Source organism: Paraburkholderia domus, assembly GCF_905220705.1.
In the GTDB taxonomy this organism is placed as follows: Bacteria; Pseudomonadota; Gammaproteobacteria; order Burkholderiales; family Burkholderiaceae; genus Paraburkholderia; species Paraburkholderia domus.
The window spans coordinates 70,290-89,130 of sequence record NZ_CAJNAT010000004.1 but is presented as its reverse complement, the minus strand read 5'-3'; the positions used below and the strand labels follow the sequence as shown (position 1 = coordinate 89,130).

Annotated in this window: 18 protein-coding genes; 11 read left to right on the top strand and 7 right to left on the bottom strand. The window is 59.8% G+C overall.

The genetic code is table 11. The features are described from left to right. The first annotated feature begins 85 nt into the window (after positions 1–85). A complete protein-coding gene (locus KHO31_RS10605) occupies positions 86–721 on the top strand; it encodes a 2OG-Fe(II) oxygenase (protein WP_201074395.1) in 636 nt (211 codons plus the stop codon). A gap of 70 nt (positions 722–791) precedes the next feature. Here KHO31_RS10605 and KHO31_RS10600 read toward each other — a convergent pair whose 3' ends face one another. Then, complete coding sequence (locus KHO31_RS10600) at positions 792–1,061, bottom strand: hypothetical protein (protein ID WP_201074394.1); 270 nt, start codon at positions 1,059–1,061, stop codon at positions 792–794. A gap of 1,118 nt (positions 1,062–2,179) precedes the next feature. On the opposite strand from KHO31_RS10600, the gene KHO31_RS10595 reads away from it, so the two are divergent. Next, positions 2,180–3,481: a hybrid sensor histidine kinase/response regulator gene (locus KHO31_RS10595; protein WP_201074393.1), complete on the top strand. Its 1,302-nt coding sequence runs from the start codon at positions 2,180–2,182 to the stop codon at positions 3,479–3,481. Here the strand turns inward: KHO31_RS10595 and KHO31_RS39990 are convergent. After that, entirely contained in the window at positions 3,423–3,710 is a 288-nt protein-coding gene (locus tag KHO31_RS39990; RefSeq protein WP_407945930.1) for a response regulator transcription factor, read from the bottom strand. The genes KHO31_RS10595 and KHO31_RS39990 overlap by 59 nt on opposite strands. A gap of 429 nt (positions 3,711–4,139) precedes the next feature. On the opposite strand from KHO31_RS39990, the gene KHO31_RS10585 reads away from it, so the two are divergent. Then, the gene (locus tag KHO31_RS10585) at positions 4,140–5,267 is read left to right on the top strand and encodes an aminotransferase class V-fold PLP-dependent enzyme (protein ID WP_201108007.1); all 1,128 of its coding nucleotides are present in this window, start codon (positions 4,140–4,142) and stop codon (positions 5,265–5,267) included. A 197-nt stretch (positions 5,268–5,464) separates the two neighbouring features. On the opposite strand, the gene KHO31_RS10580 is transcribed toward KHO31_RS10585, so the two are convergent. Beyond that, a complete protein-coding gene (locus KHO31_RS10580; RefSeq protein ID WP_211623250.1) occupies positions 5,465–6,388 on the bottom strand; it encodes a class I SAM-dependent methyltransferase in 924 nt (307 codons plus the stop codon). Positions 6,389–7,053: 665 nt separating this feature from the next. Here KHO31_RS10580 and KHO31_RS10575 point away from each other — a divergent pair. Beyond that, positions 7,054–8,310 (top strand): methyltransferase regulatory domain-containing protein, encoded by a 1,257-nt coding sequence (locus KHO31_RS10575; RefSeq protein WP_236071170.1) that lies wholly within the window; start codon positions 7,054–7,056, stop codon positions 8,308–8,310. A 90-nt stretch (positions 8,311–8,400) separates the two neighbouring features. Here the strand turns inward: KHO31_RS10575 and KHO31_RS10570 are convergent, their stop codons facing one another. Then, positions 8,401–9,117: a transposase gene (locus KHO31_RS10570; protein ID WP_201074388.1), complete on the bottom strand. Its 717-nt coding sequence runs from the start codon at positions 9,115–9,117 to the stop codon at positions 8,401–8,403. Between the two features lie 433 nt (positions 9,118–9,550). Continuing rightward, positions 9,551–10,459 carry a LysR family transcriptional regulator gene (locus KHO31_RS10565; RefSeq protein WP_211623249.1) on the bottom strand — a complete coding sequence of 303 codons (909 nt, stop codon included), beginning with the start codon at positions 10,457–10,459 and terminating at the stop codon, positions 9,551–9,553. 142 nt (positions 10,460–10,601) lie between these two features. Between KHO31_RS10565 and KHO31_RS10560 the strand changes: the two genes are divergently transcribed. From KHO31_RS10560 to KHO31_RS10550, 3 genes are all read left to right on the top strand, one after another. Next, positions 10,602–11,765, top strand: a complete 1,164-nt coding sequence (locus KHO31_RS10560) for a M20 aminoacylase family protein (RefSeq protein ID WP_211623248.1) — start codon at positions 10,602–10,604, stop codon at positions 11,763–11,765. A 54-nt stretch (positions 11,766–11,819) separates the two neighbouring features. Next, entirely contained in the window at positions 11,820–12,593 is a 774-nt protein-coding gene (locus tag KHO31_RS10555; protein WP_201140775.1) for an ABC transporter substrate-binding protein, read from the top strand. 140 nt (positions 12,594–12,733) lie between these two features. Then, entirely contained in the window at positions 12,734–13,153 is a 420-nt protein-coding gene (locus tag KHO31_RS10550) for a DUF1214 domain-containing protein (RefSeq protein WP_236071167.1), read from the top strand. Positions 13,154–13,260: 107 nt separating this feature from the next. Here KHO31_RS10550 and KHO31_RS10545 read toward each other — a convergent pair whose 3' ends face one another. Continuing rightward, on the bottom strand, positions 13,261–14,268 hold the full coding sequence (locus KHO31_RS10545; protein WP_236071165.1) for an autotransporter adhesin family protein: 1,008 nt from the start codon (positions 14,266–14,268) through the stop codon (positions 13,261–13,263). Between KHO31_RS10545 and KHO31_RS39215 the strand changes: the two genes are divergently transcribed. After that, positions 14,231–14,650: a hypothetical protein gene (locus tag KHO31_RS39215; protein WP_236071163.1), complete on the top strand. Its 420-nt coding sequence runs from the start codon at positions 14,231–14,233 to the stop codon at positions 14,648–14,650. The two genes, KHO31_RS10545 and KHO31_RS39215, sit on opposite strands and share 38 nt — an antisense overlap. Before the next feature lie 347 nt (positions 14,651–14,997). Here the strand turns inward: KHO31_RS39215 and KHO31_RS10540 are convergent, their stop codons facing one another. After that, a complete protein-coding gene (locus KHO31_RS10540; RefSeq protein WP_211623246.1) occupies positions 14,998–15,738 on the bottom strand; it encodes a carbonic anhydrase in 741 nt (246 codons plus the stop codon). 419 nt (positions 15,739–16,157) lie between these two features. On the opposite strand from KHO31_RS10540, the gene KHO31_RS10535 reads away from it, so the two are divergent. From KHO31_RS10535 to KHO31_RS10525, 3 genes are read left to right on the top strand one after another with little or no spacing between them, the layout of a single operon-like run. Next, the gene (locus KHO31_RS10535) at positions 16,158–16,691 is read left to right on the top strand and encodes a FecR family protein (protein WP_236061409.1); all 534 of its coding nucleotides are present in this window, start codon (positions 16,158–16,160) and stop codon (positions 16,689–16,691) included. Between the two features lie 11 nt (positions 16,692–16,702). Further along, a complete protein-coding gene (locus tag KHO31_RS10530; protein ID WP_236061411.1) occupies positions 16,703–17,317 on the top strand; it encodes an OmpA family protein in 615 nt (204 codons plus the stop codon). Between the two features lie 38 nt (positions 17,318–17,355). Continuing rightward, positions 17,356–18,801, top strand: a complete 1,446-nt coding sequence (locus KHO31_RS10525) for a CHASE2 domain-containing protein (protein WP_201074376.1) — start codon at positions 17,356–17,358, stop codon at positions 18,799–18,801. Positions 18,802–18,841: the final 40 nt, after the last annotated feature.

The window sequence follows — 18,841 nt, the reverse complement described above, 5'->3', positions numbered from 1 at the left end:
GCGCTCGGATCAAGCCCCCTGCCGATACCCGCCTCGGACGGCCGTTCGAGTTTCCACCGAGCACCTTCGTTCGAAGGAACAAGCAGTGACCCGATCACACTCGCCGGCGTGCTTCGATGCACCCGGAGATGAGCAGCATCAACGTATCGTGGATGCTATTCATGACCATGGCTGGTCGGAGCAGGACAATTTTATCCCCCCGAGTTTGACGCTCGCGCTGGCGCTGGAATGCGCAGCGCTTGCGACGGCCGGGACGCTCACATTGGCGCATGTCAGCCAGGGCGCCGCGCGCTCCCTCCAGCCCGATGTGCGCGGGGACCAGATTCAGTGGCTGGAGGCGGGCCAGTCCGAAGCCCGCGACCGGTATCTCGCGATCATGGAAATGCTGCGCATTGCGTTAAATCGCGGACTTTTTCTGGGACTCGAAGAATACGAGAGCCACTTCGCCTACTACGCCCCGGGCGCTTCGTATCTGCAACACCGCGATCAATTTCGCGATGACGATAGCCGCACGGTGTCCGTCATCGTCTATCTGAATGCGGACTGGCTGCCCGAGGACGGCGGCGCGTTGCGGCTTCATCCAGAGGGCTTGAGCACGCAAGACATCTCGCCAGTCGGCAGCCGGATCGCAGTGTTTCTATCCGCCGACATGGTGCATGAAGTATTGCCTGCAACGCGCGACCGCATGTCGCTCGCGGGATGGTTTAGACGCCGCCCGTGACGCAACTCACTCATCGTCAGCTTTCCGCGCACATGATGTTCGAAACGCCCTTCTGGCTCGCGACGCTTCATTAGCCGCCGCCTCGGTAAATATCGAACATCAGTGCTGGCCCGCCATTTTTCTGAAAGTCTTCCAACTCGCGCATCACTTGCTCGCGCGTTTTTCCAACGGGCACGGAGGGCGCCGGTGTGACGGTCGGAACCGCGACCTCTGAAACCTGCGGGGCGTTGCCATCCGTTACCGCTCCCTGCTGGTTGGTCGCCGTTTGGGCGAAGCATCCGTCTGCTGTGACTCCAGCTATCAGCGCAAGACAGACGGTGATCGATTGATAGAGTTTCATGGGAGTACTCCCTCGGAGTTTAAGAGATCGGCCTGCGCATCTTTCGCCGACCGACAGCAGTCTTCGCGCGAACCAAAACAGGTTCGGCTCGTTGCAACGATCAATCGATCTGGATGCGCTCGACGAATGCCTTTCCAGCGTTGCTGTCATATTCATTGTTGGTCAGGCGAAATGCCGTCACAACGCACATGCGTGGGCGACGGACCAGCAACTCAGACGAAAGATGTATGCACTCCCGCTGGCTCATCCCGGTGACGTATCAGCTATTCGCCTTCAATGATGGCGGAGCGCCTTGCTGAACCTTCCAGTGCAGGCAAGGACACATCCCGTAGTTGATACATTTGTGGCTGATGGTAGAAATGGCGACCTGTTATTCTGTTTTTATGTGGTTACGCACGGTGGTGTTGTGCACCCATGACCACTGGCGCCGCTTTCGCTGGAATGTGCCGTCTTACTCCGTTAGCCATGTTCGGTGGGGACCTGTCTAACCCGTGGTGCGCCGATACAGCCTCTCGACGTCGCGCACTGTCCGCCCACGGCGGCTTTCCTGATCAAGCAACGTTATGAGATTGTCAGGCTTCCTGGTACGCAAGTTTGGCTCGGCGGCTGTGGAGCGTGCGTTCCGTATGGACTATGCGCGTCGCTACGCGAGCCAACGCAGGTTGGCTTGCGCCAGCCTCATACTGATATGGACCGCGGTTGTTATCCGTGATTGGTTGCTGCTGAACACGCTTGATCCCAGCATCCTCTTCCGCGTTGGCTATGTGCGACTCGCAGGTGCCGTGGGTATGGCTCTGCCGTTATGGTTGATGTGGGGACCGCGCGCCTTTGACGAACGCTGGGCCGTCAGGTTACTTTGCGTAGTGACGCTGAGCTGCTGGTTCGCCCTATTGGGGCTGGTGAACGTTTACCCGCCAGTCCGGGTCGGACAGGAGATTTTCCCCGGTTTTTTCGTTGCCCTTTTCCTGATATTCACGTTGTTCAGACTTCGCGCAATCACGGCAGCATGGTTAGTCGGACTATGCGTTGTAACCTACCATCTTATAGAACTGCTCCGATACATCTGAGGTACTTCCATGTCCTGGTCTCACTGGTATACCCGTGGGGCTATGGTGTCTATGATGTATCTCGTTGGTATTGGCGTCTGCATTCAGTTTGAACTCGCGGCCCGGCGCGAATTTGTGTTCCGGCGCACGTTGCGCGCAGCCAAGGCACGCGTTGAAGCCGCTTCTCGCGTGGTCAAGCAACAAAATGAACGCATGAGAGAAGTCGTCAGAGAGAAGGAGCGATTCTTTTCATCGGCCTACCACGACATCCAGCAGCCTCTCGCCGCGATCAACCTCTTTATCCGTAGCGCGCGGAGAAAACTCGCAGATGAACACACCGCAAGCCATGATCCCGACGTTATCGAGGAAACGGCACGCGACATCCTCGACATGTTCAAGGACATTCAGGACTATAGCGAACTGGGCTCATACGTCCCGCACCTGTCACCGGTCGATACGCAGGCCGTGCTGACAGAAGTCTTCGAGCAATACCTTGAACCGGCGAAGTCGCGGGGCATCGAGTTGAGAATCAGCGTGCGTCGATGCCCCCCGCCGCCTATTGAAAGCGACCGCTCCCTGTTCAAACGGGCATTGTCCAATCTTGTATCGAATGCGATCAAGAACACCTCCGCGGGGGGCGTCGTAATCGGCTGGGTGCTGATTGGGGAGCGGCTTCGCATTGACGTATGGGACACGGGCATCGGCATCTCGCCCGCGCATCGGGATGCGATATTCGCCGAGTACTATCAGATTAACAACCCCGGCCGCGACCGGTCGAAAGGACTCGGACTTGGGTTGTCTATCGTCAATCGGGTTGTCGGAATTCTGCCGAAGCACAGCATGCGTTTCTGGTCGGTCGAAGGGCGCGGGTCACGCTTCTCCCTGTACGCTCCGATATCGCAATCAGCACCCGTCATCGTGACGGAAGACCCAGCGAACGCCGCATGCACGTCCATCCTCAACGGCAGATACATCCTGCTTTGCGATGACGAACCGACCGTTCTCGAGGGCCTGCGCCGATTATTCCTCAGTGCTGGCGCACTGGTGGATGCCGCCGGGTCAATGGCGGGATTCGAATCGATTCTCGCCGACGATGGCCGCGCACCCGACATCATTGTCACCGATATCCGGCTGCGCGACGGGCCGACCGGCATTGAGCTTGCCGAACGGATCAGGCAGCATTTCGCCTGGGCGGGCGTGCTTCCCGTCGCATTCATCACTGGCGAGCTGGTGTCTCCGCACGCACTTCGCGATTTCGCCGAGCCGTTCGTGCTGGTGCGGAAGTCTTCCGCGCCGGAAAGCACGCTCGCTGAAGTCAGTCGGCTCGTTGCTGCCCAACGGCCGACGGGCTTCGATCATGGGCGGGATCCGTGATTGGCGGGACGCCGAGTTTGATCGCTTTATCCGCCAGCATGACGATGAGTTCCGTACGGCGCCGCAGATTGAAATGCGCGAGCAAATGGCTGACGTATTTTCGTACCGTAATGTCTTCAAGACCCATTCTCAGCGCAATCGTCTTGGACGGAAGCCCGCGCACCAGCCACGCCAACGTTTCGAACTCTCTCGGCTCGTCTCCCGGGACCGCGTTCGAAGCGAGCTGCAATTACACAGCCGATGATGCCAGATCCGTAGCCGTCGCCCGCTGTGTTCAACACGAACAGTACGCGCGGAGCCCCTATGTCACGACCTGTGCCCGCGGCAGGACCTGATTGACGTGGGTGACATCGCGAACTTGAGCGGTGGCTTCTGGCCGACCAGCTTGCCTTTGTTCCACGCCTCACGGGATTGTTCGAATTTCATGGCACACTCCCAAAGGAAAGTTGGGAGTTCCATTTTGAAACCTCGCTTCGGCTACGGTTCACAATCGTGCCGATTGTTGCCAGTAGAGCATTCCAAACCAGCATAACTCGACGGCTGGTCCGCGCCGAAACTTGCCGGATGGGTAACGGGGCGTCTCGGCCGATGCTGGTGCAGGTGGCTTTCGTTAGAATCTGTTTTCGATCCTCATATTCGTCTATAACCGGAGACAAACGTGCCAGGCCTACTTCCCGATGTCGACCGCGAGGGACTCCTCGAATATTCAGTCGTGTACACCGACCGATCAATCAATCATATGTCGCAGCTCTTTCAAGGAGTCATGCGCGATATTTCCGATTCTCTGAAAAAAGTCTACAACGCGAAGTCGGCCGTTATCGTCCCGGGTAGCGGGACTTTCGGCATGGAAGCCGTCGCCCGGCAGTTCGCGACGAACAAGAAGTGTCTGGTCATCCGCAATGGCTGGTTCAGTTTCCGCTGGTCGCAGATTTTCGACATGGGCGGCATTCCGTCTGAATCGATAGTGTTGAAGGCGCGTCCGGTCGAACAAGGAAGGCAGGCCGCCTATGCACCGCCGCCGATTGAAGAGGTGGTCGCGGCGATCAGGGAAAACAAGCCGGATCTGGTCTTTGCGCCGCATGTCGAAACCGCATCCGGGATGATGCTGCCTGATGCCTATTTACGCGCGGTGTCCGACGCAGTTCATGCCGTCGGCGGCATGTTTGTACTGGATTGCATCGCCTCCGGCACGATCTGGGTGGACATGCAGGCCAGTGGCGTCGATGTCCTGATCAGCGCACCGCAAAAGGGATGGAGTGCATCACCCTGCTGCGCACTGGTCATGCTCAGCCCTCTTGCCCGCGAAAGAATCGACGCAACAACCAGCACCAGTTTCGCTTGCGATCTTCGCAAGTGGCTGCAGATCATGGAGGCCTACGAGAACGGCGGGTTCGCGTACCACGCCACGATGCCCACGGATAGTCTCGCGACGCTGCGCGACGTCATGAAGGAAACCGAGGCATATGGCTTCGACAAAGTGAGAGCGGAGCAGGTTGAACTCGGCGCGCGCGTTCGCTCACTCCTGGGTGCCAAGGGTTTCAAAAGCGTGGCGGCCGAAGGTTTTCAGGCTCCGGGCGTTGTGGTCAGCTATACCGACGACGACGGCATACGATCCGGCAAGAAATTCGCCGATGCCGGCTTGCAGATCGCGCCCGGCGTTCCCCTTCAATGCGACGAGCCTGAAGACTTCAAGACCTTCCGCATCGGATTATTTGGCCTGGACAAACTGCATGACGTCGAAGGCGCGGTCGCCAGGCTTGCCAAGGCGTTGGACGGTATCCTTTAGCGCGATTTTCCGGAGCATGTGCGCATGGCTCGTCCTCGCAACCACATCGGCAGGAGCACTCCGGAACCTGCCGGAATAGCGATGCGCACGCTTCGGCGCTTCGACGCCGCCCGAGTTGAACGGCGAAGCGCAATGTATAACAGCGGTTGCCACAGCTTCGTTGGCCGGCAAATGATTGGCCGAAGCGTCCGCGTGCGTCAGCGATTAGGCTTTAGTGCCGTAAGGTAAGCGGTGCGCTCGGCCGTGACCAATCGACGACCCTCAACTTGCGGGCGGAGGATCTGTTCGAAAAATAGTCGTTCGTCCACGGTGAACTGCGTCGCGAGAATGTCGCCGAGCCGCGGAGCCCAAGGGTGCGGCGAGCTGCCAAGCAGCACATCCCACGAGGTGAGCGCAGCGGGGCGTACATCGACGTGAAACTCCATATGAATATCCGCGAACCCTGCATCTAAAGCGAAGCGGACCAGATCGCGTTCGCCGTAGTTGGCAATCGGACTCGCAGCAATTTTTTCCTCAGTATCGGGAAACTGAGCGGCTTTCCAGCGATGCAGCAGGTGGAAGAAGTTGTCCCCGGCTTTCTCGGGCAGACCTTCAACGATTTTCCGCAGCGAGCTTGCCTCGATTGCATCGTCGCGCATAATGGGTTCGGCGATCGATAGCCGGCCACCGGGTCTGAGAATCCGATGAAATTCCCGCAGAGCGGCCATCTTGTCGGGGACGTAAGCGAGAACGGCCCGTGTCGTGACTGCATCGACAGTGCCATCCTCAATGCCATCGAGCGATTCGGCGGAGCATTGGATGAAGACGCACTGATCCTGGATGTTCCGCTGAACTGCGAGTGCTTCAGTGTGACGAAGCAGAGGTGCCGAGATATCCGTCAAAAGCACGCGCAGTGATGGGCCTATGCGGTCGATAGCACTTAAGCCGATCAGTCCGTCGCCGGCACCGATGTCGGCGAGCGTCATGCCAGGGGCAAGCTTCGCGCCGTCCAGAACGCGGTCCACATGATGTTTGAGTTCGACATGGAGGGCTCGTTCGTGCCCTGGATCATCTCCGTGCCGAATATGTAACAGCCAATCGGACCACACATCGGATTGCGGCTGGGAGTCGGAACTATTCATGTCGATGGACGAATGTCGATTGGATAACGAGGTGTGTCGAATGACCAAAGACGCGAACCTCATCCCGGATCAGCCGACCAGCAGTTGAGCGGCATCGCCGTCGGCGCATGAATATAAGGGACGCTACCTTATGAGAACCTGAAGGACTTGCTATCAAAGCGGGAAACCGCGTAGGAACGTTTGGCGTTGCACTGTGGATAGACAAAGGGGCCCGCGCTATGAGAGGCTTCGCATCGCGCCGACCCGGCGGCGGGGAGATCCGCGCCCGGCGACGTTGACCGCATCGCCCGGCCTCTATTGAAAGTGGATTGGGAAGACGTCGTTCCAGTACGGCAATCCTTTAAGAAAATGAGAGCTAGAACGTGAGTGAATGGGAAGCCGGCAGCATTGATGGTATTGAGTACACGTACGGGTATTGCGACGAACTCGATCCGCTGCGCCTCAGACTTCCGTTGCTACAGTCGGGACTCACCCCTCCGGCTCTTCGTACCGCGTGCGAGCTAGGATTCGGCCACGGCGTCAGCGTGAATATCCACGCAGCCGGGTCCGCTACAAGATGGTTCGGTACTGACTTCAACCCGTCTCATGCGAGCTTTGCACGGCAACTGACACAGTGCGCCGGATCGCAGGCGAGATTGTTCGCTGAAAGCTTCGCAGAATTCTGTATGCGAGACGATTTGCCGAATTTTGATTTCATCGGCATGCACGGCATCTGGAGCTGGATTTCCGACGAAAACCGCGCGCTCATTGCCGACTTCATACGACGCAAACTCAATGACGGCGGCGTTGTGTCTATGAGCTACAACACCCAGCCCGGGTGGGCCACGATGTTGCCGGTGCGCGAATTGATGAACTGTCATTTCCAGGCGAGCGCGCGGTTGAGTGCACACAGTGGCGTGCCCGCCGAAACGCAGGTCCAGACGCACATTGCAGCGGCATTAGACTTCGTCAAAACCGTGGTTGCGACGCAACCCGGCTATGCAGTGGTCAACCCGCTGCTGGCTGAACGTGTCGACGCATTGTGCAAGGAAAACACGCACTACCTCGCACATGAATACTTCAATCGTGACTGGCAGCCCATGACTTTCTCGCAGGTCACATCATCGCTTGCTGCGAGCGGTTTGACTTATGGCTGCTCTGCGGACTATCGCGATCACGTTGACGAGATCAATCTCAACCCCGCTCAACGCGCCTTGTTGGCGGGCATTCCAGATACCGTTTTACGTGAGACCGTACGGGACTTTTGCATCAACCGGTCGATGCGGCGAGATTATTGGGTCAAAGGGCGCCGGACGCTTAGTGACGAGGCGCAGCAGACGGCGCTGCGCGCGCATCGCGTCATGCTGGCATTGCCGAGGGATTCGGTCTTGCTGAACGTGCGCGGAGCGCTGGGAGAAGCGACGCTACCGGAAAGCTTATATGGTCCGATTCTCGACGCGCTTGCCAGCCATCACCCCGCACGCCTCGCCGATATTGAAAACAGCGTCCGCGTACGCGGGATTACGCTCCCCCTCATCGTCAAGGCCGTGACATTGTTGGTGGGAGCCGGCGTGTTGCTGAATGTACAGGACGAGGCGCAGATTGACCTCGCTCGTCCGTCATCGGACAGGCTGAATGCCGCCATTTGCGAGCAGGCGCTCCAGCATGGGGACGTACAATTTCTGGTCAGTCCGGTGTCCGGTTCGGGCGTTTTGATTCCGCGTGTGCCACAGCTCTTCCTGTTGGCGAGGCGACGTCACTTAAGGGAACCTACACAGTGGGCCGAATTCGCCGAGGCCGCTTTGCGCACGAGTTCCGCACCCGCTCACATCACGGAGGGCGTTTCCGTTAGCCCGCTCAACACCAGCGGCGATCTGATTGCGAAAGCGAATCGCTTTGCTGAAATACATCTACCGATATTGCAGGCACTGGAAATCGCTTGAGGAAGAGATACGGTCGAGCGGATTGAAACGCTCTGACCTGGCGTAGCACCTCTCAAACAGGCAAGGTTTCGTTGCTTGTTTCTCTTTTGACTAGTCCACATGTGCGAGGGCGCGTGTCGTGCGAGCCTTGGGCGGCCGGTCGCGCAGCAGCAGGGGCATCAAACGCCGGTTGGCTGTCTGCGCCGCCCACTCGCAATACGTGGCGCTGCCGAGCACCCAGCCGTTGAGCGTCGACTGCATCAGGTTGTTGACCTCGAGTTCGTCAAGGGGCTGTGCGCTCACATCGCGGTAGGCCTGGTGGCGCTCGAACGGCGCATTGCCGAGCGTCCGGTAGATTGAATGGTCCTTGATGAAGCTATCGACACGCAGCCCGATGTGATGCGCGAAGCTGGACCACGGGTAGTTTCCCGGCTCTGCCACCAGGCGGTTGCGCACCGGCGCATGATCGATAACCCGGCTCGCGAGCAGGAAATACCGGTCGGGCTCAATCACTGTTGCGCAGTAACCGCCACGCCACACCGAACCGCGCCGCCCATGGCGGCGGTTGAAGGTCTCGACGTAGCGACGGCAGACTGCCTGCATCGCCATGGCCACGCTCGACTCGTATGAAGGTGTCACGAGGAACTGTACCGCGTCAGGCATGAGTACCCACGCGTGCACTGCCAGATCGGCGACGCGCGCTGCGTCTGCCAGGCAGGCGAGGAAGTACAGGTAGTCTCCTTCGTCCAGGAATGCGGGCCCCGTGAGCCCCTGCAAGATAACGTGCTGCGGTTGATCTGGGACGTAGTGCCGTGCAAGCCGTGTCATGCTGAATTAACCGGAAATCCGATGTGAGAAAGCGATCCGACAGGTATCGGACCCGTGACGATGCGTAACGAAATTCTATCGATCATGTGCGTGCGTTTACATGACGAACAGGCCTTTTTTCTGGCCTCTTTTCGTTGAATTGCCGATCGCAGCCAGTATCTCTTTTATGCCACCGCTGAATAGCAGCGCCGCGCTGTATATCTTTAGACGTTTGCCGCGCGCCATCCGGCACCAATACATCAGGCAGCACGACGGTACAGCGGTCGAAGCGTCCCTAGTTTCCACTCGAATCCCACCTGAACCGGCGAAGCCGGCGACGACGCCCTGCATAACGGGGTTCGCGAATTTAATCGGTAGGTATCCAAACGATAACGATAGCCTCCAATCCGAGACCTTGGACGGCGAGCTATCGAACGCGCGCTACGCCGCGCCTTCAATCCGGCAACGCCTTACTCTTCAGGCAATCGATGAAATATTCCGCAGCGCCGCCCAGCACGCGATCCTTGCGATAAATCAGGCTGAGTGCGAGGCGAGGTAGCGCGATATCGAGCGCAACACGTTCCAGCGTGCCGCGCTCGATTTCCTCGTTGAGCTGAAAGTCCGGCCAGACGCTCACCACCCCCGCCTCGCTGGCGAGCTCCGTATAGAGCCGCCGCGCCGTGCAGACCGTAATCCGGGACGGCGGTGCAATCGCCCCCGCGGTATCGCCCGCGCGCGCGGTCAACGCGGCCCAGAATGCGGGCACGCTCTTGCGCGTGTAGTTGTAGAGCCAGTGCGCCTCCCGCAAACGTGCAAGCTGTCTCTCACCCGCAAGCGGATCGCCCAGCTTGACTGCCAGCGATTGCGACACGTTGCCGAGCGGTATCACGCGAAACTCGTTGCTCGGATCGCCTTCGCCGGTAAAGCCGATGCACATGTCGAACGAGCCGTCGCGCAGGCCGTCGATGAGCCGCATCGTCTGGTACTCGTGCACGTCGAGCTGCACATCGGGAAACCGCTGACGGAACGCGTGGATCGCGTCCGGCACGACGATTGACGCGGCGAGCAGCGATACACCGATCTCGAGTGTCCGCTCAGCCGACGACTTCATCTCCTCCAGTTCCTGCTCGGCCCGCGCGATCTCAGTCACGACGGTGCGCGCACGCCTCAGCAGCGCTTCGCCATACGGCGTCAACCGGATGCCCGAACCGCTGCGCAGCAGCAGTTGGACGCCAAGACGCGCCTCCAGCTCCTTGATGCTCTTGGTCACGGCAGGCTGCGACAGGCATAGCGCTTCGGCGGCGGCCATCAGCGTGCCGTGCTCGGCAATCGCCACGAGGGTCCGCAATTGGGTGGTTTTCATGGTTTCCGCGGCCCATAAGCGTTGGCTATGTACATAAAAAACTGGAAATTGACCAGTCGCGGCGCTGGCTAGTATAGCCACTCCGGCCACTCCGCCGCCGTCTGTAAGGCGCGGCCAGAAGCACTCAGGACAAGGAGCGAAAGTGGGACTGAACCTCATCGATGCGGACATCGACGAACTCGTTGCATTGCGGCGAGACATTCACGCCAATCCGGAGACGGCGTTCGACGAAACGCGCACGAGCGAACTCGTCGCCGCGAAATTGCGCGCGTGGGATATCGAAACACACACGGGCGTGGGCAAAACGGGCGTGGTCGGCATCATTCGAGGCACGCGCACAATGTCCGGAAGTGGGCGTGCAATCGCGTTGCGAGCCGACATGGACGCGCTGCCCATGGAAGAAGAAGGACGCCCGTTTCACCGCTCCTTGCGGCAAGGGGTATTTCACGGTTGCGGCCACGACGGCCATACGGCGATGTTGCTCGGCACAGCCCGCCACTTCAGCCGTCATCGCGATTTCGCAGGCACGATCGTGCTGATCTTTCAGCCCGCCGAGGAAACCGGCGGCGGAGCGCTGGCCATGCTGGCCGACGGGCTCGAAATCCGCTTTCCCTTCGACGAAATCTACGCCATACACAACGCGCCGCATTTCGCGCCGGGTACGTTGGGCGTGCGAGACGGTGCCATGCTGGCGTCGTGCGACGAGTTGCGAATCGACGTGAACGGCGTCGGCGGTCATGGCTCGTCGCCGGAAAGGACGAAGGATCCGATCGCGGCTGCGGCGCAGCTCATTTGCGCGTTGCAGACTGTCGTGAGCCGCGCGATCGACCCCGCTTCGGCCGCCGTGCTCAGCATTGGCAGCATTCATGCGGGCAGCACCTCGAACGTGATTCCTTCACATGCACAGATGACGGGCACCGTGCGTACGTTCGACGAAAGCGTGCGCGAACGGATGAAGGCGCGCATCGAGTCGATCTGCGCGGGCGTCGCGCTCGCGACAGAATGCGAGATCGCGGTGACGTTCTATGGCAGCTCGCCTGCGACGATCAACCATCGCGAGCAGGCCGCGGCCGCGGCTGACGCGGCGGCAGAGGTGCTCGGCACGGCGAACGTCCTGCGCGATTTCCCGCCGCTCAGCGGCTCCGAAGACTTCTCCGAGTTTCTGCTGCGTCGACCCGGTGCCTACGTGCTGCTCGGCCAGGGCGGCGTCTATTGCCACCATCCCGAGTTCGATTTCAACGACGAAGTGCTGCCGCTCGGCGTGCGCTTCTTCGTGACGCTGGCGCTCGCGCGCCTCGAGGCGTAGCCCGCGTCTTTGCGCGTCAGGACCACACCTACTTAATCCAGTCAGGACATAACTATGAACCAGCATCTGCTGCGGGTGCTTGCAGCCGCCGCCCTCCTCGTCGCCCAGTCTGCGCAGGCCGAAACATTGCGTTTCGGCACCGATCCGACTTATCCGCCGTACGAATACAAATTGTCGAGCGGCCAGCTCGTGGGGCTCGACATCGAAATCGGCAATACCCTGTGCGCCGCTGCCCATGTGAAATGCGAATGGGTGGAGGGTAGTTTCGACGGGTTGATCGCCGGGCTGCAATCGCGCAAGTTTGATGCGATCAACGCGTCGCTCGCCGCCACCGCCTCACGACGCGCGGTGATGGATTTTACGACGCCGCTGTATCCAGCGGACATTCGCCTCGTCGCTGCGAAGGCCGCTCACTTGCAGCCCACTGCGGCATCGCTCGCCGGCAAGCGTATCGGCGTGCTGCAAGGTTCGACGCAGGCAGCATTCGCGAAGCAGAACTGGGCCGCGCACAGTGTGACGATCGTCGAGTATCAGGACCAGAACAGCGTCTACGCCGACCTCGTGAACGGACGGCTCGACGGTACGCTGGTCGTCGGCGCCGCCGCCCAACTGGGCTTCCTTGCAAAGCCCGAGGGCAAAAACTTCGAACTGGCTGGCGCACAGATCGTCGATCCGGCACTGCTCTCCGCAAGCAGCGTGATCGGCGTGCGCAAGACCGACACGCACACGCTACAGATGCTCAACGCAGCGATCGCCCAACTCAAGCAAGACGGCACGATAGACCGGCTAACGCACAAGTACCTGGACACAGGGACAACCACGAAGTAGCCGCTGCGCCGGCCAGATGCGCCACTCGATCAGCAGGGTGCTGCGCGACCGCGGAACGGTCGCCCGTAGTCCCCACTGTTCCTGGCGATGCTGCTGGCAGAGCAAATCTACGTGTTGCAACGTTCATTCGGACGATTTCGTTGAATGACGGCACGTCTATCTTCATCGGCACTCTGGTTCCGTCCGGTCACCCGTTGTGGTCGGATTCGGCGACCGCACCACGGGGAGGATTGGACGACGCTGTGCCGTCGGGAGGTATTCCGGCGCAGGCGTTCTGGTCGGTGTCGCTGTATGCGGTCGATAAGGACGGGCAGTTCCTCGCCGCAAATCCGATCAACCGCTATCAGATAAGCAGCCGCACGCCAGGGCTCGTCGTCAATGCGGATGGCAGCGTAGATATCTGGCTGCAAGCCCAGCGTCCGATGGATGCGCAAGCCGCGAACTGGCTGCCGACGCCTGCCGACGGGCGCCACTTCACGCTGTTTGCGCGCGCGTATGAGCCGACGGGAAGCGTCCTAACCGGTACCTTCAAGATGCCACCGGTCGAGTTGCTGCCTTGACTGCGGCCGGCGCGTGCTGCCAATCATGGACTTGCGCGGTTCACATTGCGCATGCCCTTGCATGAGGCAGCACGCGGCCCGTTAGACTACGACCCGCATCGGAAAGGCTAGTGGGTCGAGAACACCGAGATTCCGCCGTTGGGGAATCCTGCCGCGCCGGGCTGGAACGGCACGTACACTTGCCCAAGCGTGCTGTCGATGGCGACGGAATGCGCGCCTGTGCCCACCGGAATCTTAAAGAGCAACTGCCGTGACGCGCCATCGATTACGCCCATCTGCGGGCTAAATCCTGACGCAGCAGCGATACCGCTCGTCACGTAATGCCGGGCCGGGAGGAAATAGCGGTTGGAAGCCGGATCGTAACTGGCCTGATCCACGCCGCCAAATGGCAGGCTGGCTTGAATTGCGCCACTCGTACGATCGAGGATCAGCGTGATGAGAGGGTCGCCGGCCGGCGGATCGCATCCAATGAGCACGTCGTTATTCGGGCCAAGCACGATTCCGGCCGGTCCGCATTTCCCTAGTGGAAACGACTTGCTGACGGCAGGGTTTCCCGCCACCGCCGAGCTGGCGGTGATGACATCGAGTTCGCCATCGGGATTGGCAGCGGTCCCGTCGTTGTTGATCAAAAAGCTCTTCGAAGCAGGATCATAGGTACATGCTTCGAGCCCCGACGAGCCGTTGAAAGGAAGCTTTGCCACGGCCTTTTGTGTCAGCGTGGAAATAAGCGTGACCAACGGCGGCGAGTCTCCGGGGCTCGCGTACATCACGAGATGATCGTCAGGATCGTAGCAACCCTCATCGACGCGAGATCCGGAATTACTGATGGTGATCGTGTTGACCGTCTTCTGCGCAACCGTATCGATCACCTTAACTGAGTCGACGTCGCCGACATAGATTGTGTTCGTGCCAGTAATACCCACAATTCCGTCTGGACCTGACTCGTTTGTCGTGGCGCCGGCACCGATGAATGGCCCCGGGATTTGGGCGATCAAAGTGTTCGAACTGGTGTCCACGACATCGACTGTTTTGTTATTGCGGTCGGTCAGATAGTATTTGCCAGCCTCGGCATAGCCGATGTCGAAACTGAATGGTGGGCTCGAAGCATTGGGCACGGCGATATTCGTCAGTAGCTTGGGTGGTGTCGGTGCGCTGACATTATCTCCACCTCCGCAGCCGGCCAATGCGGCGACAGCGAGCAACATCAAGGTCATCAGGCGCTTTTCCATCAATTCGTCTCCATTTCCGTTTATTGGTCTGACCGCCGGTCCGGGGATCAGCCTGAGTATTGAAATTTCTATCGTCCTTAATCGACGACGATCAACGAATGATTTCTTAAGGAATCTTAAGAAATCATTATTTGAAGAGATAGCCGTGTTTCGCATGGATGCAGTTGCGCAGCGCATCGATTGCGGCTATGGAGACCGGCTGTATGGTTCACACAATGGCGGCGCGACCGAAAATCGGAAAGTAAAACTTATTTATGGTCTGCATTGAGTTAACGCTATACCTGTAATGAATCTGAATCTTCTATGGACGTGGCGGCGACACGCCGGCCGCCATTTCGCGCTGCGGATTTTTCTGGCTCTGTGCGGCGTGGCGGAGTTCCGTGAGGCGCACACAATACGTCACACAGGCGATTGATCCGTGTGATCGCTGCGACCGGCTAGTGTTTGTCGACTTAGGGATCTTTTGACAGAAGGCCCCGTACAACGTGTGCGCTATAGAGCGTCGGTCAGGTTGCCCCGCTTCCGGACGACGCTCATCTCACACTCTGCAGGAACCCTAACGCCAGGCAAGCCGACGTACGGCTGCTGGCACCCACGCACGGGCAATGCACTCGTTTAGACGAGTGCAACCTTGCCGGTGGCGAGGTCATACACGCCGCCAACAATGTCGATCTTCTTGCCCACGTAAAGCTTCTGGACGATCGGCGGTGAGCTCTTCAGCCGAGCCACCTGCCGCCGCACGTTTTCGGCGACCGCGTTGTCCAGCAAGTTGCCGGTCTGCGTCTTCTCGGCGGCGATGACGGCCGGTTTGATCGCACTGATGAGTCCCGGCAAATGACCCGGAAGGACCGCATTGGCCTTCAGCACTTTGATTGCGGCATCGACCGCGCCGCATCCGGTGTGGCCTAGCACCATGATGAGCGGCACCCCCAGGAACTGGGCACCGTATTCGACGGATGCAAGCAAATCCGGGTTCACGATGTTGCCCGCGACGCGTAAAACGAAGAGATCGCCCGGCCCCTGATCGAACGCGAACTCCGGCGCCACGCGCGAATCGGCGCAGCCCAGGATCGTGGCAATCGGATACTGTGCCTGCACTCGAGCGGCGCGCCCCGATGAGAAGTCGCGCTCATTCGGCGCGTTGGCGGCGTAGCGCGCGTTGCCATCCATCAGCCGCTTCAACGCGTCTGCGGGCGCGATCGAGTTCGGTTGTGGCGATGCGCCTGACGCTGGTGGCTCGGCTGCGAGCGCGGCGCCCACGCTCCATGGCAAGAGCGTCGCGAGTGCGCTGGTCTTCAGGAAATCTCGGCGCGATACTTGAGGGTCGTGCTGCGCATCACCACACACATCACACATTTGAATTCCTCCGCCATTGCTGGGAGCATTCGGCCGCAAACAGGCGCCTTGCCGCATCGCAACGCAACTGGCACACCGATCCCCGGCTGGGTGTGCCTCACGTGGTGGTCCAACGCCACGCGGTAGATCAGCTAACGCAATTTGAGTCTATACCGTCGCCAGGCGCCGCGTCTGGAAAACACCGCAACTGCCAACAGCCGATCGCGGCCCACGCGTCATCGGACGGTCACTAGTAGGTTTCATACATCGCAGTGAGCCGGCTGCCAATGAAGTGTCTGGTGCGATATGCGCGGAAGCGCACAGAGTCATTCAGATCGTGGCGATATTTTGCTCGATGCAGCAGGCGCGCCTCCGCCTGACTTCCAAGAGCAGTATTTCTGCACGCCCTACACAAGCCCCGGCGCTACGAGCACTTGGGAATGATCGCTCACAACACCAGGTCGACCTCGGGGAACCGCACTGCCCCGCGAAAAGCAGTTTTACGCAAGCAGGTGTCACCGATGCGTCTTCGAGCCGTCAAATATGCCTTGATTCTTGCCTGCGGCTGCATGGCTGTCGCCGATGCACTGGCCGCCGAAGCTGCCGGCGTCGTCAAGACCCTTAAGGGCACGGTGCAGATCGAGCGGGCTGGAGCAAGTTCGGGTGCGGCCATCGGCAGCCAGGTTTACAGCAGCGATCGCATCGTGACGGGCCCGGAATCCTCCGTCGGCATCACGCTGCGTGACACCACCCAACTCTCGGCCGGCGCCAATACCATCCTCGACCTCAACAAATTCGCGTTCAATACCACGACCCATGACGGAGTGCTCGACGCGTCCGTCAAACGCGGTTCCCTGGCCGTGATTTCCGGAAAGTTGGCGAAGGCGAATCCAGATGCCGTCCGCTTCAGCACGCCGACTACCACGCTGGGTGTGCGCGGCACTGAATTCATCATCGAAGTCGGCGATAAATAGGAGGGTGCACGTTGAAGGCTGCAATCCGACGTCACGGGCTGGCATCTGCAACGGCCTTCGTCATGCTGGCTTTCCTGGCCGGGTGCAGCACGCCGGACAAAATTATTCTATTGCCGGATCCAGACGGCAAAGTCGGAACGGTCATTGTTCACAGCACCACCGGAGAGCAGACAATAGACAAGGCTTACGCTGGGGTCGGCGTCACTAAGGGCGGCGCCATCGAAAAAACGATGGATAACCAATCCAGTGTGCAAGCACGATATGGCGAGCTACTCGCAGCCCGGCCGCCTCGCCCCATGACATTTACGATCTTTTTTCTCTTTGATTCCCCCACCGAATTGGCTCCGGAGTCATCCACCACGGTTAAAAAGCTAAAAGCCGTCCTGGCGACCTGGCCCGCGCCTGAGGTCGTGGTGGTCGGTCACACCGATCTGGCTGGCTCTCAGGAGCACGACGACAGACTGTCCATGCAGAGGGCGCAGACCGTTGCAGCGTTCCTGGTCAAGCAGGGCATTCCTGCCCAACAGATAGAGACCGCGGCCCGGGGCAAGCGCGAACCCCTGGTGCCCACGGCAGATGGCGTTCCCAATCGCATGAACCGGCGCGTCGTCATCACAATCCAATGATCCGCGCCAGTCATCGGCGCTGAATGGCCTTTCCGTCGATGAAACGCTATTTCGACCCATGGCTTGCCCGGATCAGGCGTCTGCTGAGGGCGGCGCAGGGGCGTCCGGTGGCACTGGTGGTGTTGTTCGGCCTGAGCCTGCTCAACCTGTGCAGCGAATGGCCGAGCGACATAGCACGTCCGGCTTTCGTGGACACGCTCGATGAAGCACTTCCCGACTCCTTTAAAACAGCCCGGCAAATTCTGTTCGATCAGTATCAACGTCACTTCCCACGGATTCCGACTGCTCAGCCCGTGACCATCGTCGAGATCGATGAAGAGACGCTCGCAAGCGTCGGTCAATGGCCCTGGCCGCGAAATCGACTCGCGAGCCTGGTCGATGCCATCGCGGCACTGAAACCGCTGGCGATCGGTCTCGACATCTACATGCCGGAACCGGATCAGACCTCTCCCGACAAGGTGGCTGGCAATCTGCCGAAATCGGCTGCGGCTCTCGCCGCCGGCTTGCGTGCCCTTCCCAGCCACGAAGCTATTCTCGCCAAGTCGTTGCGCGCGGCGCCGACCATACTGGGTGCCGCGGCGCTCGATCATGCCGGCTTCGCCACCAGCACCGATCTGCGAAGCGCTCCGATCCTCGTTCACGGCGCTGACCCACTGGACCACGTGCAAAGGTTCGAGTACGTGCTCGCCAGCCTGCCGGAATTGCAGGCGGCGGCCCACGGGCAGGCGATGCTGAGCGTGGCGCTCGAACAAGGCGTAGTCCGGCATATTCCCCTCATCACGGGTTTGAGGGAGAAACTGGTTCCCAGTCTACCGATGGAAATGCTCCGTCTCGCTACGGACTCATCGGCAATCGACGTCTTTGCCGACACATCGGGCGTGCAAGCGGTGGGTGTCGCTGATGTACTGGTGCCCACGCAGCCCGGCGGTGACATCTGGTTGCATTTCGCATCCATTCGGTCGACGCTGAGCCGCTACGTGTCGGCACGCGACATCCTGCAGGGAACAGTCGATCCGGAGCGGATCCGGGACAAATTGGTGCTGGTCGGACTGACCGGTGCCGGCTTGACTGACATGCGCACGACGGCGCTAGGGGAACTGGTACCGGGTATCGAAATTCAGGCGCAGGTCATCGAGACGATTTTCGAGGGACGTTTTCTGCGCCGCCCCACCTGGCTGAAATGGGCAGAATGTGCCCTCATCATGACGTTCGGGTTGCTGATCATCTGGTATGTGCCCCGTCCACACTCGCGGTTTGCGGTATTGACAAGAAGGGTCCCAAAGGGTGTCACCGCTCTGGGTTTATGCCTGCATCTGCTGAACCTTCTATGCTGCTTCTTTATTTTCATGCGCTTCGGACTGCTGGTCGATGCGGCCTCGATTTTCATTATCCTGTCCGCCGTCATGGGCTGCTTCCTTTCACCCGCGCTACTCCGCGCCGACGAACAAACCAGAACGGCGGCCTCGCACCCGCCTGAATCTTGAGGTGGCGGCTGTGCCAATGGCCTGCAGCCTGAAAGCTGCC

Coding starts and splice junctions, on each gene's coding strand:
- KHO31_RS39215 (WP_236071163.1), top strand. CDS start 14,231: ATGTCGAAACTGAATGGTGGGCTCGAAGCATTGGGCACGGCGATATTC.
- KHO31_RS10575 (WP_236071170.1), top strand. CDS start 7,054: ATGCGAGACGATTTGCCGAATTTTGATTTCATCGGCATGCACGGCATC.
- KHO31_RS10570 (WP_201074388.1), bottom strand. CDS start 9,117: ATGACACGGCTTGCACGGCACTACGTCCCAGATCAACCGCAGCACGTT.
- KHO31_RS10555 (WP_201140775.1), top strand. CDS start 11,820: ATGAACCAGCATCTGCTGCGGGTGCTTGCAGCCGCCGCCCTCCTCGTC.
- KHO31_RS10535 (WP_236061409.1), top strand. CDS start 16,158: ATGATCGCTCACAACACCAGGTCGACCTCGGGGAACCGCACTGCCCCG.
- KHO31_RS10540 (WP_211623246.1), bottom strand. CDS start 15,738: ATGTGTGATGTGTGTGGTGATGCGCAGCACGACCCTCAAGTATCGCGC.
- KHO31_RS10600 (WP_201074394.1), bottom strand. CDS start 1,061: ATGAAACTCTATCAATCGATCACCGTCTGTCTTGCGCTGATAGCTGGA.
- KHO31_RS10525 (WP_201074376.1), top strand. CDS start 17,356: ATGAAACGCTATTTCGACCCATGGCTTGCCCGGATCAGGCGTCTGCTG.
- KHO31_RS10580 (WP_211623250.1), bottom strand. CDS start 6,388: ATGAATAGTTCCGACTCCCAGCCGCAATCCGATGTGTGGTCCGATTGG.
- KHO31_RS10595 (WP_201074393.1), top strand. CDS start 2,180: ATGATGTATCTCGTTGGTATTGGCGTCTGCATTCAGTTTGAACTCGCG.
- KHO31_RS10565 (WP_211623249.1), bottom strand. CDS start 10,459: ATGAAAACCACCCAATTGCGGACCCTCGTGGCGATTGCCGAGCACGGC.